The sequence below is a fragment of the Variovorax boronicumulans genome (assembly GCF_040544675.1).
Taxonomy (GTDB): Bacteria; Pseudomonadota; Gammaproteobacteria; order Burkholderiales; family Burkholderiaceae_C; genus Variovorax; species Variovorax boronicumulans_D.
Genome location: NZ_JBEPKK010000011.1, coordinates 160188 through 172995, shown reverse-complemented (window position 1 = coordinate 172995; position 12808 = coordinate 160188). Strand labels below are relative to the sequence as shown.

Here is a 12808-nt window from a genome sequence, read left to right as displayed (position 1 = left end):
ATGTTCGTTCTCGTTCCATTGGGCTTGCTCCGAAGAGCGACCGGACTTTCTTCATTGGGGGCTGGAAGAAACACCAAAGTCTCCGCATGGGACTTGAAGTTCAAGGACCAAGCACCCGCACCCTAAGGCCCGCGCTGTCACTCCGCGCGGGACGTGCTCAGTTTTACCTGTGGCACGCGAACCAGTGGCAGCGATGGCCTGATCAAACCTAATGTCCCCATACGGAATACTCATGGAAAAACAAGGAATTACCACCCTGATCGTTCACGCGGACCGCCATTTCGGGGTGGAGCACAACGCAATTCGCAAACCGATCCATTCATCGGTTCAATACGGTTTCGACAAAGTCGAGGACCTCATCGGGGTATTTCAGGGCACCGTCAAGAACGCGTTCAACTACGCCCGCACCGGAACACCAACGACCGCAGCTTTGGAATCGAAGCTCACGCAGCTCGAACAGGGCATAGGCTCTATCTGCTTTGCCTCGGGCATGGGTGCGATCGCCGCAGTCTTCCTCACGCTGTTGCGCGCAGGTGATCACCTCGTATCCAGCCGCTATGTGTTCGCCGGTACGAACAGTCTGTTCGGCACCATGTCCGACTTGGGCATTGATGTCAGCATGGTCGACGCCTGTTCGGTCGCCAACGTCGAGGCGGCACTGCGCCCATCCACGCGCATGGTGTTCTTGGAAACCATCGCGAATCCTGGCACAGAGGTGCCCGATTTGGCTGCAATCGGTGCACTGTGCCGGCAACGAGGCTTGCTGTTGGTTGTCGATAACACGATCACCTCGCCGGCGCTTTTTTTGCCGCGCAGCATTGGGGCAGGCCTGTCGATCAATTCGCTGAGCAAGACCATTGGTGGTCATGGCGCGGCTCTTGGCGGCGTTGTTACCGACACCGGGGAGTTCAGCTGGGAGACCTATCCCAACATCTCGGCGGACTATCGTCGCGGCGACACCAAGCAGTGGGGCCTTCAACAGATGCGCAAGAAGGCGCTGCGCGACATGGGAGCCTCGATGTCTTCGGAAGCTGCTCACCAGATCGGCATCGGTGCCGAGACCCTGGCGCTGCGAGTCCACCAGACCAGTTCCAACGCGCTTGCCCTTGCGCGCTACCTTCAGGCTCATCCTGCAATCAAGTCGGTCAACTACCCCTGGCTGGAATCTCATCCCCAACACGAAGTCGCCAAGCGCCACTTCAGCGCCGGCTCCTGGCTGCTGTCGTTTGAGCTACGCGACCTCAGCAGCATGCTTCCGGCGCTCAATCGGTTGCGTGTCGCGACAAGGGCGACCGGGATGGGTGATACCAGAACCCTCGTCATACCGGTTGCCCCAAGCATCTATTGGGAAGCGGGTCCCGAAGTGCGCGCCAAGATGAACATCGGCGACGGACTGGTCCGCATGTCAGTTGGCCTCGAGGAAGAGCAAGATCTGATCGACGACTTCGAGCAAGCTTTGCGGTAGCTGCGTGAGCAATGGGACGGACGCCCACCCGAAACGGCGCTAGCGTGCCACAGTGGAAATGTCACCGACCACTCGTACGGCCCAGCCACCGCGTCACAGGCAACCGACGCGACTCGGTCGATGGTGCACCCGCAGCCAGCATTCCCGACGTCTGCAGCCTCACACAGTCCCGGCAATCACTAGAGCAGACCACGATTGCCAGCTTTGCGCTCCAGCCGCCGCCTACCCCGCAAATCTGAAGGCCCGCAACGAGCCTGAAGCGGATGTATCGGCGTTGGTTGCGCGCTGCTTCGCAATAGGAAACAGACGCAAGACCGACCCCTTGGGAGTCGGAGGCAATGCCTCTTATGCTCAAACCAACCGTGATTCGAATTGGTAGGAACGATGGTGTAAGAAATAAAAAAGCGCCCCGAAAGGCGCTTGTTTATTGACTTCTTGGAGGAGAGGGAGGGATTCGAACCCTCGGTACTATCGCTAGTACGCCTGATTTCGAGTCAGGTACATTCGACCACTCTGCCACCTCTCCGGTGCTGTCGAGCCTGCGATTATAGCGGCAAAAAAGCGGTCTTTTGAAGACCTCGTTCTCAACCGCGCAACAATTCGAGGCCGCCGAGGTAAGGCCGCAGCGCAGCCGGCACGTTGATCGAGCCGTCTTCGTTCTGGTGGTTCTCCAGCACCGCCACCAGCGTGCGCCCCACCGCCAGGCCCGAGCCGTTGAGCGTATGCACCAGTTCGTTCTTGCCCTGCGCGTTCTTGAAACGTGCCTGCAGGCGGCGCGCCTGGAAGGCTTCGCAGTTGGAAACCGAGCTGATCTCGCGGTAGGTGTTCTGCGCCGGCAGCCACACCTCGAGGTCGTAGGTCTTGGTCGCGCCGAAGCCCATGTCGCCGGTGCACAGCAGCACCACGCGGTACGGCAGTTCCAACGCCTGCAGCACGGCTTCGGCATGGCCGGTCATCTGTTCAAGCGCGTCGTAGCTGGTGTCGGGGTGAACGATCTGCACCATCTCGACCTTGTCGAACTGGTGCTGGCGGATCATGCCGCGCGTGTCGCGCCCCGCGCTGCCGGCTTCCGAGCGAAAGCACGGCGTATGGGCCGTGAGCTTGATCGGCAGTTGCGCCTCGGCCACCACCTCGTCGCGCACGAAGTTGGTCAGCGGCACTTCGCTGGTCGGGATGAGGTACAGCGCCGAATGGTCGGGCGCGGGTTCGCCGTCCTGGCCGCCCTTCTTGGCGGCGAACAGGTCGCCTTCGAACTTGGGCAGCTGGCCGGTGCCGCTCAACGTGGCGGCGTTGACGATGTAAGGCACGTAGCACTCGGCATAGCCATGCTTTTCGGTTTGCGTGTCGAGCATGAACTGGGCGAGCGCGCGGTGCAGGCGGGCGATCGGCCCCTTCATCACGGTGAAGCGCGAGCCCGCGAGCTTGGCGCCCATTTCGAAGTCGAGCCCCAGCGGCGCGCCGAGGTCCACATGGTCCTTGGCCGCAAAGGCCAGCGGCGTGGCGTTGGCGCCGGCAGCGCCCTGCGGGCTCCAGCGGCGCATTTCGACATTGCCGGTCTCGTCTTCGCCCAGCGGCACGCTGGCGTGCGGCAGGTTGGGCACGGCGAGCAGCAGGGCCTGCAGTTCGGGCTGGATCTCTTCGAGGCGCCTGGATTGCGATTCCTGCTCGGCCTTGAGCGCGTTGACTTCGGCCATCAGCGCATCGGTCGATTCCCCCTTGGCCTTGAGCGGGCCGATCTGCTTGTTCAGTGCGTTGCGGCGCGCCTGGATTTCCTCGGAGCGGGTCTGGACGGTCTTGCGCTCGGTTTCGAGCGCAGTGAACGCCGACACGTCGAGGTAGGGCTGGTTCTTTTTGCGTTTTTCGAGGCCGGCCACAGCGGAGGCCAGGTCTTTGCGGAGCAGGGTGATGTCGAGCATCGGGCGATTTTAGGTGGGCGCGACTCAGGCGACAGTGGCCGGGTCGACGTTCGCGCCGCAGACGATCAGGCACACCTTCTCGCCCTCGCGCGGCGTGTAGGCACCGGTCTGCAGCGCCGCCAGCGGCAGCGCGGCGGCGGGCTCCACGGCGAGCTTCATTTCCTTCCACATCCACTGCTGTGCGGTGCGGATGGCTTCGTCGGACAACAGCAGCGCGTGCTGCACCTGCTGCTGCGTGATCTCCCAAGAGATCGCGCCGATGCGCCGCGCGCCCAGCGAATCGGCTGCAATGCCGCCGACTTCGACATCGATAGGCTCGCCGGCTTCGCGCGCGCGGAACAGCGTAGGCGCCTTCTCGGGCTCGAGCGACACCACGCGGGCGCGCCGCTCGAACCAGGCGGCCAGGCCGCCGATGAGCCCGCCGCCACCCACACTCACCAGCACGGCATCGGGCAGCCCGCCCTGCATTTCGATCTCGTGGCCCAGGGTGCCCGCGCCGGCAACCACTTCGGGCTGGTCATAGGCATGGGTGAGCAAGGCGCCGGTTTCCTTCTGCCGCGCGAGGCAGGCGGCCAGCGCATCGGGGTACAGCTCGCCGACCACGACCACTTCGGCGCCCAGCGCCCGCAAGCGCGCACGCTTGGCCTCGGGCGACACACCGGGCAGGAACACCTGGCAGCGCACGCCCAGCGCCTTGGCGGCGGCTGCGGTGGCAATGCCCGCATTGCCACCCGAAGCCACGATCACGCCGCTGTCGGGGATGTCGTTGGCCAGCAGGCGATTCATCATGCCGCGGGCCTTGAAGCTGCCGCTGACCTGCATGTGTTCGAGCTTGAGCCACACCTCCACACCTGGCGCCGCCGTGAGGCCGAAGGCCGACGCCGGCAGCTTCCAGAGCGGCGTCTGGCGAAGGAAGCCGCCCGCGCGTTCGCGCAGCCTGCGGGAGGCGCTCTCGATGTCGGAGCGCCAGTTTGTCGTTTGCGTGTTCAAGAGATGTGTCCTGGAGGCGGAATGTCGTCGAGCTTGAGGCCCTTGGGGAGCGGAAACTTGATGGTTTCCTGGATGCCGTCCATCTTGCGGACCGACACCGCGCCGTAGGCCCTGACGCGATCGATCACGTCGCGCACCAGCACCTCGGGGGCCGAGGCGCCGGCCGTGATGCCGACGCGGCCCTTGCCCTCGAACCACTCGGGCTTGAGCTCCTCGGCCGAATCGACCATGTAGCTCTCTGTGCCCAGGCGCTGGGCCAGTTCGCGCAGCCGGTTGCTGTTGGAGCTGGTGGGGCTGCCAACCACGATCACCAGGTCGACCTGCGGACTCATGATCTTCACCGCGTCCTGGCGGTTCTGCGTGGCGTAGCAGATGTCCTGCTGCTTGGGCTCGCGAACCTTCGGAAAGCGCGCACGCACGGCAGCCGCGATTTCGGCGGCATCGTCCACGCTGAGCGTGGTCTGGGTGACCACCGCGAGCTTGTCGGTCTGCGCGGGCGCAACCCTTGCCACGTCGGCCACGTCCTCGACCAGGTGGATGCCGCTGGTGAGCTGGCCCATCGTGCCCTCGACCTCGGGGTGGCCCTTGTGGCCGATCATGATGAACTCGTAGCCTTCCTTGGCGAGCTTGGCCACCTCGACATGCACCTTGGTCACCAGCGGGCAGGTGGCGTCGAACACGTCGAAGCCGCGGTCGCGCGCTTCCTGCTGCACCGCCTTGCTCACGCCGTGCGCGCTGAACACCAGCGTGGCGCCGGGCGGCACCTCGGCCAGGTCCTCGATGAAGATCGCGCCCTTGGCCTTGAGCTCGTTGACCACATAGGTGTTGTGCACGATCTCATGGCGCACGTAGATCGGCGCGCCGAACTTGGCGATGGCGCGCTCGACGATCTCGATGGCGCGGTCCACCCCCGCGCAAAAGCCGCGCGGCTCGGCCAGGAGGACTTCCTCGATGTTCGGATTCATTCGGCAACCTCCGCGCTTCGCGCTGCGGCATTCACCTGGGGAGCGGCCCGGCGATTCATAGAACTCCGATCAGCTTCACTTCGAAGGTCACAGGCTGCCCGGCCAGCGGGTGGTTGAAGTCGAAGCGCACCGCGGTCTCGCTGGCCTCGACCACCGCGCCCGCGTAGCTGCCCATGCCGTCGGGCGTGGGGAACTGCACCACGTCGCCGACCGCGTACTTCTCGTCGGGGTCGCCCATCTGCGCGAGCAGCTTCCTGGCCACCCATTGCTGCATCTCGGGGTTGCGGTCGCCGAAGGCCTCGCCCGCGGGCAGCTCGAAGGTGGCGTGCGTGCCCTCTTCCAGGCCCAGCAGGCGCTGCTCCATGGCAGGCGAAAGTTCGCCGGTGCCCAGCGACAGCGTCGCGGGTTTGTCGGCGAAGGTGTTGATGATGTCGCCCGCGGGGCCGGCCAGCCGGTAGTGCAGGGTCAGGAAGGAGCCGGAAGTCACGACATGGGACATGAGAGCAGCGGAGGTAGGCAAAGACAAGGTGGGTGTCCCGATAAACTGGCCTGCATTTTAAGGACGGGGGGCTTCCACCCGTCCTGCCCAAGGTTTCCCAAGGTTTCGATGGCTTTCAAGGATCTCCCCGCCAACGCCCGCCCGCGCGAAAAACTCATTGCGCGCGGTGCCGTCGCCCTGGCCGATGCCGAGCTTCTCGCGCTGCTGCTGCGCACCGGCGTTGCCGGCAAGAACGTGCTGCAGATGGCGCAGGAGCTGCTGGAGCGCTTCGGCGGCCTCTCGGGCTTGCTTCACACTGGCCCGGACGACCTGAAGGCCGTCAAGGGCATGGGCGGGGACGCCAAGCGGGCCGAACTCACCGCGGTGCTGGAGCTTGCGCGCCGCGCCATGGCCGAAAAACTCAAGGTGCGCACGGTGTTCGACACGCCCGACGCGGTCAAGCAGTACCTGCAGTTGCACATCGGTTCGCGCCCTCACGAGGTTTTCGCGGTACTCTTTCTCGACGTCCAGCACCGGCTGATCGTGCTCGAGGAGCTGTTTCGCGGCACGCTCACGCAGACCAGCGTCTATCCGCGCGAAGTCGTCATGCGCGCGCTGCACCACCAGGCCTCGGCCGTGGTGCTCTCGCACAACCACCCCAGCGGCAGCATCGAGCCCTCGCGCGCCGACGAGTCGCTCACGCAGACGCTGCGGGCCGCGCTGGCGCTGGTCGATGTGCGGGTGCTCGACCATGTCATCGTGAGCCCCGGGCAGAGTTTCTCGATGGCCGAAAAAGGATTGCTCTGATGGCCGCTCGCCCCCCTTCCCTGAAGAATCTCGCCGACCTCAAGCAGGTGCAGCGCGTGCTGGCCGAAACCCGCGCGCGCGAAGCGGCCGAGGCCGCCGCGAGGGCCGCCGCCGAACGCAAGCGCGCCGCCGAAAAAGACCTCTTCACCCGCGCCATCGGCGCCACCGAGCCGCTGCGCCGCAAGGCCGCCGTGGCGCTCGCACCCGAGCCGCCCGCGCCCATTCCGTTCCAGCACCAGCTGGACGAGCAGCGCGTGCTGCGCGAATCGCTGTCCGACGAGTTCGACGTGACCACGCTGCTCGACGTCGACGACGCCATGAGCTTCAGGCGCCCCGGCATCGGCACCGATGTGACCGCGCGGCTGCGCAAGGGCGACTGGACCATCCAGGCGCAGGTCGACCTGCACGGCCTTCGCAGCGACGAGGCGCGCGAGGCGCTGGGCGGCTTCATCCGCACCTCGCACAAGCAGGGGCTTCGCTGCGTGCGCGTGGTGCACGGCAAGGGCCTGGGCTCGCCGGGCAAGCAGCCGGTGCTCAAGACCAAGACGCAGCGCTGGTTGATCCAGAAGAACGAGGTGATCGCGTTCGTGCAGGCAAAGCCGGCGGAAGGCGGGGCCGGGGCGCTGGTGGTGCTGCTGGCACCCGTGCGCCGCTGAGGGTCTTGCGCCTTCCCCCTTAGCGAGGAAGGTTGGGATGGGGGCAGGCCTTCGAGCAGGCGCGATGCTGCGGTGAAGCCGCCGAGCGCTATGCCAAGTGATTCTTCAGCGGCACCGACACATCCGCAATCGCCACCGGATCGGGACTGCGCCCGGCTTCCAGCAGCTTGCGGCTCATCATGTGATCGAGCGGCGCATTGACCGACTCGACGCACACGAGATCCCCATCGACGTAGTGAAACAGCGAGAACGCCTCCGGCTTCGGGCCGGGGCGGCGCACGCTCGCCAGAGCCGGCGTGCCTTCGGCCGGCATCAGGCCCACCATCTGCAGACGCATGCCGCCCTGGTCGGACCAGAACCACGCGACCGCATCGTGCGTGCGCGCGGCGCCGGTCAGCGTGGCCACCGCCGTGCGCGCCTGGTCGTTCGCGTTCTGCACCGATTCGAGCCGCAGCGCGCGGCCCGCGCGGCGATCGGGAAAGCGGGTGCAGTCGCCCACCGCGAGCACGTCGGCCGCGCTGGTCTGCATGTGGCCGTCGACCACGATGCCGTCCGCGCACTCGATGCCCGCCGCTTGCGCCAGCGCGGTTTCGGGCACGGCGCCGATGCCCAGCAGCAGCAAATCGACAGGCTGCTGCGCGCCGTTGACCTGGATCGACACCAGCCGGTCGCCCTCGACCTCGAAGGCGCCCGTCTGCGCGCCGAGCACGATGTCGATGCCGGCCGCGCGATGCGTCGCGAGCACATGCGCCGAGAGTTCCGGCGACACGGCACGGCCCAGGAGGCGCGGCGCGCTTTCGATCACCTGCACGCGCTTGCCGAGCGCCTTGGCGGTGGCCGCCACTTCGAGGCCGATGAAACCGCCGCCCAGCACGGTGACCCGCTCGGCACCGGCGAGCCGCTCGCGCAGGCGATGCGCCTCGTCGGCGGCGCGCAGGCTCGCGACGTTCTGCAGCCCCTGCTTCAGCTCGGGCATCTGGCGCGCGCGGGTGCCGGTGGCCAGCACCAGCTTTTCCCAAGGCAGCACCGCGCCCGAACGCAGCGTGACGGTGCGCGCCTCGCGGTCGATGGCCACGGCGGCATCGCCCAGATGCAGCGTGATGCCCGCTTCGCGGTACCAGTCGGCGGCCTTGTGGGGCTGCGTGGTTTCTTCGGCGCTTTTGAGAAAGGCCTTCGACAGCGGCGGCCGGTGGTACGGCTCGCAAGCTTCTTCGCAGACCAGGTGCACGCGGGCGCCCTGCCCGGCTTCTGCAAGGCCGGCGCAAAGCTGGGCCGCGGCGTGGCCGCCGCCGATGATGACGATGGGATTCATGAGGGAAAGTCTTTCGGAGTCGGTGTCTGTTTTTATTCGCCGCGATTGCGCATCCAGTCGGCTGTCTGGAAGAAGGACGTGCGCAGCCTTGCGCGCAAGTCGTCAGGCACGCCGGTCTCGCCCATCGCCTGGTCCATGCAGGCGAGCCACTGGTCACGCTCCTTGATGCCGATGCTGTGGCCGCCGATGCTCTGCGGCAGATGGCGCGCGCGCAGCATCGGGTGGCCGAAGCGATCGGTGTAGTGCTGCGGGCCGCCGAGCCAGCCGCACAGGAACCAGAAGAGGCGCTGGCGCGCGTTGTCGAGGCTGGTGCCATGCACGGCACGCAGTTGCGCGTAGGCGGGCTCGAGGTCCATCAGGTCGTAGAAGCGCTCGACCAGCGCCTCCACCTTCGGCTCTCCGCCGATCCACTCGAAGGGCGTGCCGGCGGGCGGCTTTTCTTGAATCTGCATGGGCGGGAGTATCCCTCTGGGCGCTTCTAGGCCTGCACGAGGTTCGGAATGCCCACATCGGGATTCACGTCCGCCTCGTAGTCCACGCCTTCGACCGCAAAACCGAAGAGGCGCAGGAACTCGGTCTTGTAGCCCGCGAAGTCGGTGAGTTCGTGGATGTTCTCGCTCGTCACCTGGGGCCAGAGTTCCACCACGCGCGCCTGCACGTCGGGCGCCAGTTCCTTGTAGTCCGCGCGCAGGCGCCCTTCGTCGTCCAGATGCGGCGTCGGGCCGTAGAGGCTCTCGGCAAAGAGGCCGTGAACCTGCTCGATGCAGCCTTCGTGCGTGCCCTTTTCCTTCATCACCTGGAAGAGGAGCGACAGGTACAGCGGCATCATCGGAATGGCCGAACTCGCCTGCGTCACGACCGCCTTCAGCACCGAGACGCGCGCATCGCCGCCCTTCGCGGCCAAGCCTGCGCGAATGCCGAGCACCTTCTGATCGAGGTCTTTCTTGGCGGCGCCGATGGAGCCGTTCCAGTAGATGTCGTGCGTGATCTGTTCGCCCAGGTAGGTGAAGGCGGTGGTCTTCGCGCCATCGGCCAGCACGCCGGCGTCCTGGAGCGCATCGATCCACATCTGCCAGTCCTCGCCGCCCATCACGGCGACGGTGTTGTCGATTTCTTCCTGGGTGGCGGGCTCCAGCACGGTTTCCTTGACGACCTCGTTGTCGGTGTCGAGGCCGCGCAGCGTGACGGCCTTGCCGATGGGCTTGAGCGTCGAGTTGAAGACCTGGCCGGTCTTCGGATGCATGCGCCGTGGCGCGGCCAGGCTGTAGACGACGAGGTCGACCTGGCCGAGGTCCGCGCGGATCGCGTCGATGGTCTTCTGCTTCACGTCGTCGGAGAAGCCGTCGCCGTTGATGCTCTTCGCGTAGAGGCCTTCTTCGGCTGCCGCGCGATGGAAGGCGGCGGCGTTGTACCAGCCGGGCGAGGCGGGCTTGGTCTCACTGCCGGGCCGCTCGAAGAATACGCCGAGCGTGTCGGCGCCGCTGCCGAAGGCCGCGGTGATGCGTGCGGCCAGGCCGTAGCCGGTCGATGCGCCGATGACGAGCACCTTCTTCGGTCCTCCCGCGATTCGGCCTTGGGCCAGGACGTGCTCGATCTGCTGTCTGACATTGGCTTCGCAACCCGTGGGGTGAGTGGTGACGCAGATGAAGCCACGCACGCGCGGTTTGATGATCATGAAGAGCTCGCTGGAGATGGAAGGCCAAAGGACGGCACGGGGCACGTTTTCGCGCCGCGAATTTAACCCAGCCTGAAAACAGCACCTTCAGCGGCCCCAGACGGCAGAATGCCACCGGCGCGACCGCCGGGCATGGCGAACCGCATCATTTCCTGAATCCGCCTGCAAAAGGGAGACGAGGCCATGGGGAGCTATTCGGCGTTGTATTTTTCGGATGTCAAAGCCCTGCCGGAGCAGGGAGAAATTTCCGATGACTCCCCGTACTTGCAGGCCAGATCCCACCTTCCTCTTCTGTGGCTCGCCCTGTTCTGCCCCGAGGACATCGTCGACGTGCCCGACCCGGACGAGCCGGCCAATCCGTGGCCCTACCTGGTCGCGCACCGCACAAAGACCATGGCAACACTCGCCGCGAGACGCGAACTGCTGACGTTGCGCTTCCCCGCCATGAATCCGGACTGGTTCGACCAGTTCGCAGTCGTGCTGGAGCAGGCCCCCTCCGAGTTCGTTCATCTCGACACCGTCGAAATCATGGTCGGCGCGGGTCCCGAATGGCGGCAAACGCTCGAAACACTCCTGGGCATGTTCGAAGACGATGCCTCTCGAGCACAAGCAGGTTGGCGCCAGTTCAACTCGGGCTACAGCGGGCCCTACGAAGGAGAGAGCGCCACCAGGCCCTGGACCTATTGCGGCGGCAGCGCGGGCTCGCCCATGCCATGGGATCCAGCCGAATGACAGGGTGCGCCGCTCATAGCCGCACGCACATGTCGATATATGAATTGACCATTTAATGATCTGAAGTTTTATTGATAAGGTGCCGCCCTTGCTTTCCATGAAGGAGAAGAACATGCGCTTGAACCTGATTGCAGCGGCCCTCGCCGCCTCCACCTTCCTCCTGGGCACCGTCGCCCACGCGGACCAGCTCGCCGACATCAAGAAAAAAGGCGAGCTCGTGGTCGGCGTGCTCGGGACCGACGAGCCCGCCACCTTCATCGACCCCAAGACGCGCCAGATCGTCGGCTACGAAGTCGACCTGGTGAACGCCATCGCCAAGAAGATCGGCGTGAAGCCGGTGCTCAAGCAGATCGCCGTGGCCGCGCGCATTCCCGAACTGCAGCAGGGCCATGTGGACCTGGTGGCCGCCGGCCTCACGCACAACAAGGAGCGCGAGGCGCAGATCGACTTCTCGCTCACCACCTTCGTGACCGGCCAGAAAGCCATCGTGAAGAAGGACAGCGGCATCGCCGACATCCCCCAGCTCGGCGGCAAGAAGGTGCTGACCATCCGCGGCGGCACGCAGGAACCCAACATCCGCAAGGCCGTGCCCACCGCCGAAGTGGTGACCTTCGACACGAGCCAGCAGGCCTTCCAGGCGCTGCAGCAAGGCAAGGGCGTGGGCTATGTGGACGACGAGGCCGCGCTGCTGCGCAGCTACGCCAAGCTCGGCCCGGCGAAGGCGCAGTACGTGGTGCTCAAGCAGAACCTGAGCACCGAGGCGCTGGCCATCGGCATCAAGAAGGGCGAGAGCGGCCTGAAGGCCGTGGTGGACGACACGCTGCGCGAGCTGGAAAAGTCGGGCGAGGCGCAGAAGATCTTCATCAAGTGGTACGGGCCGACGACGGCATCGGGCTTCCAGACGCGCGACTTCAAGTTCGAATCCGACAAGATCGACTGACCCCGCCTTTGCATTTCTCCTTCCCCTTCCGGGGGAAGGCCGGGATGGGGGCCAGCGGCCTTTGAACAAGCCGCGGCGCATCGGTCGCCGCCGAGCCCCCACCCCTACCCTCCCCCGGAAGGGAGGGAGTCAATCCTCCCGCGACGGTGATACTGTCGCCCCCCATGCCCCTGTTCGACTATTCCTTGCTGCTGACCGGCAAGTACCACGACATGCTGGTCGCGGGCCTGCTGCTCTCGCTGCAGCTGCTCGCGGCCTCGCTCGTGCTGGCGCTGCCCATCGCGCTCGTGGTCGCGATGCTTCGCCTCTCGCCCTTCGCGCCGCTGCGCTGGCTGGGCTTTGCGTACGTCGAATCGATCCGCAACATCCCGCTGCTCGCGCACATGCTCTTCTGGTATTTCGGCGCGCCGGAGCTCTTGCCCGAGGGCATCAAGCAGTGGCTCTATGCGGGGCACATCGAGGCCTACAGCGCCATCGTGGCGCTCGCGCTGTACACGGCCGCCTTCATGGCGGAGGACATCCGAAGCGGCATCCGCGCGATACCGACCGTGCAGTTCGAAGCGGGCCGCGCATTGGGCTTCGGCTTCCTGGACACCATGCGCCGCGTGGTGCTGCCGCAGGCACTGCGCATCACCGTGCCGCCGCTGATCTCGCAGACGCTGAGCCTCTGGAAGAACACCTCCATCGCCACCGTGATCGGCGTGGCCGAGCTGATGTACCAGGCGGGCCAGGTCGAGAGTGCGACCTTCCGCAGCTTCGAGTCGTTCGCGTTCGCTAGCGCGGCTTACCTGACGGTGTCCTTGGCCATCACCGGCCTCGCGACCTGGTACCACCACCGGTTCCCGGTGCGAACGATCTGAGGACAGCGACGC

13 protein-coding genes and 1 tRNA gene are annotated in these 12808 nt (G+C 65.7%); 6 read left to right on the top strand and 8 right to left on the bottom strand.

Annotation, left to right across the window (positions count from 1 at the left end; genetic code table 11):
- Window positions 1–232 precede the first annotated feature (232 nt).
- Window positions 233–1465 carry a cystathionine gamma-synthase family protein gene (locus ABIC90_RS19785; RefSeq protein ID WP_354357019.1) on the top strand — a complete coding sequence of 411 codons (1233 nt, stop codon included), beginning with the start codon at window positions 233–235 and terminating at the stop codon, window positions 1463–1465.
- 436 nt (window positions 1466–1901) lie between these two features.
- Here ABIC90_RS19785 and ABIC90_RS19780 read toward each other — a convergent pair.
- From ABIC90_RS19780 to ABIC90_RS19760, 5 genes are all read right to left on the bottom strand, one after another.
- Window positions 1902–1991: transfer RNA gene (locus ABIC90_RS19780), tRNA-Ser, on the bottom strand.
- A gap of 58 nt (window positions 1992–2049) precedes the next feature.
- Complete coding sequence (gene serS, locus ABIC90_RS19775; RefSeq protein ID WP_354357017.1) at window positions 2050–3381, bottom strand: serine--tRNA ligase; 1332 nt, start codon at window positions 3379–3381, stop codon at window positions 2050–2052.
- A gap of 24 nt (window positions 3382–3405) precedes the next feature.
- Window positions 3406–4371 (bottom strand): threonine/serine dehydratase, encoded by a 966-nt coding sequence (locus tag ABIC90_RS19770; RefSeq protein ID WP_354357015.1) that lies wholly within the window; start codon window positions 4369–4371, stop codon window positions 3406–3408.
- Window positions 4368–5336, bottom strand: coding sequence for a 4-hydroxy-3-methylbut-2-enyl diphosphate reductase (gene ispH / locus ABIC90_RS19765; RefSeq protein WP_354357013.1), 969 nt, complete (start codon window positions 5334–5336; stop codon window positions 4368–4370). The genes ABIC90_RS19770 and ispH overlap by 4 nt, the downstream gene beginning before the upstream one ends.
- Window positions 5337–5391: 55 nt before the next feature.
- Entirely contained in the window at window positions 5392–5835 is a 444-nt protein-coding gene (locus ABIC90_RS19760) for an FKBP-type peptidyl-prolyl cis-trans isomerase (protein WP_354357011.1), read from the bottom strand.
- Between the two features lie 108 nt (window positions 5836–5943).
- Between ABIC90_RS19760 and radC the strand changes: the two genes are divergently transcribed.
- Window positions 5944–6621, top strand: a complete 678-nt coding sequence (radC, locus tag ABIC90_RS19755) for a RadC family protein (protein ID WP_354357009.1) — start codon at window positions 5944–5946, stop codon at window positions 6619–6621.
- A complete protein-coding gene (locus ABIC90_RS19750; protein ID WP_354357007.1) occupies window positions 6621–7277 on the top strand; it encodes a Smr/MutS family protein in 657 nt (218 codons plus the stop codon). The genes radC and ABIC90_RS19750 overlap by 1 nt, the downstream gene beginning before the upstream one ends.
- An 88-nt stretch (window positions 7278–7365) precedes the next feature.
- Here the strand turns inward: ABIC90_RS19750 and ABIC90_RS19745 are convergent, their stop codons facing one another.
- From ABIC90_RS19745 to fabV, 3 genes are read right to left on the bottom strand one after another with little or no spacing between them, the layout of a single operon-like run.
- A complete protein-coding gene (locus tag ABIC90_RS19745) occupies window positions 7366–8589 on the bottom strand; it encodes an NAD(P)/FAD-dependent oxidoreductase (RefSeq protein WP_354357005.1) in 1224 nt (407 codons plus the stop codon).
- 32 nt (window positions 8590–8621) lie between these two features.
- Window positions 8622–9041: a group II truncated hemoglobin gene (locus ABIC90_RS19740; protein ID WP_093437920.1), complete on the bottom strand. Its 420-nt coding sequence runs from the start codon at window positions 9039–9041 to the stop codon at window positions 8622–8624.
- Window positions 9042–9067: 26 nt separating this feature from the next.
- Window positions 9068–10264 (bottom strand): enoyl-ACP reductase FabV, encoded by a 1197-nt coding sequence (gene fabV / locus ABIC90_RS19735; protein ID WP_354357002.1) that lies wholly within the window; start codon window positions 10262–10264, stop codon window positions 9068–9070.
- A 183-nt stretch (window positions 10265–10447) separates the two neighbouring features.
- On the opposite strand from fabV, the gene ABIC90_RS19730 reads away from it, so the two are divergent.
- The 3 genes from ABIC90_RS19730 (at window position 10448) to ABIC90_RS19720 (ending at window position 12796) form a co-directional block, all read left to right on the top strand.
- Window positions 10448–10996, top strand: coding sequence for a hypothetical protein (locus tag ABIC90_RS19730; RefSeq protein ID WP_354357000.1), 549 nt, complete (start codon window positions 10448–10450; stop codon window positions 10994–10996).
- A gap of 112 nt (window positions 10997–11108) precedes the next feature.
- Window positions 11109–11936, top strand: a complete 828-nt coding sequence (locus tag ABIC90_RS19725; protein WP_354356998.1) for an ABC transporter substrate-binding protein — start codon at window positions 11109–11111, stop codon at window positions 11934–11936.
- A gap of 164 nt (window positions 11937–12100) precedes the next feature.
- Entirely contained in the window at window positions 12101–12796 is a 696-nt protein-coding gene (locus tag ABIC90_RS19720) for an amino acid ABC transporter permease (protein WP_354356996.1), read from the top strand.
- The last annotated feature ends 12 nt before the right edge of the window (window positions 12797–12808 follow it).

Bases quoted from the DNA above. Each gene is read 5' to 3' on its own strand.
- ABIC90_RS19785 (WP_354357019.1), top strand. From the start codon at position 233: ATGGAAAAACAAGGAATTACCACCCTGATCGTTCACGCGGACCGCCAT.
- serS (WP_354357017.1), bottom strand. From the start codon at position 3,381: ATGCTCGACATCACCCTGCTCCGCAAAGACCTGGCCTCCGCTGTGGCC.
- ispH (WP_354357013.1), bottom strand. From the start codon at position 5,336: ATGAATCCGAACATCGAGGAAGTCCTCCTGGCCGAGCCGCGCGGCTTT.
- ABIC90_RS19760 (WP_354357011.1), bottom strand. From the start codon at position 5,835: ATGTCCCATGTCGTGACTTCCGGCTCCTTCCTGACCCTGCACTACCGG.
- radC (WP_354357009.1), top strand. From the start codon at position 5,944: ATGGCTTTCAAGGATCTCCCCGCCAACGCCCGCCCGCGCGAAAAACTC.
- ABIC90_RS19750 (WP_354357007.1), top strand. From the start codon at position 6,621: ATGGCCGCTCGCCCCCCTTCCCTGAAGAATCTCGCCGACCTCAAGCAG.
- ABIC90_RS19745 (WP_354357005.1), bottom strand. From the start codon at position 8,589: ATGAATCCCATCGTCATCATCGGCGGCGGCCACGCCGCGGCCCAGCTT.
- ABIC90_RS19740 (WP_093437920.1), bottom strand. From the start codon at position 9,041: ATGCAGATTCAAGAAAAGCCGCCCGCCGGCACGCCCTTCGAGTGGATC.
- fabV (WP_354357002.1), bottom strand. From the start codon at position 10,264: ATGATCATCAAACCGCGCGTGCGTGGCTTCATCTGCGTCACCACTCAC.
- ABIC90_RS19730 (WP_354357000.1), top strand. From the start codon at position 10,448: ATGGGGAGCTATTCGGCGTTGTATTTTTCGGATGTCAAAGCCCTGCCG.
- ABIC90_RS19725 (WP_354356998.1), top strand. From the start codon at position 11,109: ATGCGCTTGAACCTGATTGCAGCGGCCCTCGCCGCCTCCACCTTCCTC.
- ABIC90_RS19720 (WP_354356996.1), top strand. From the start codon at position 12,101: ATGCCCCTGTTCGACTATTCCTTGCTGCTGACCGGCAAGTACCACGAC.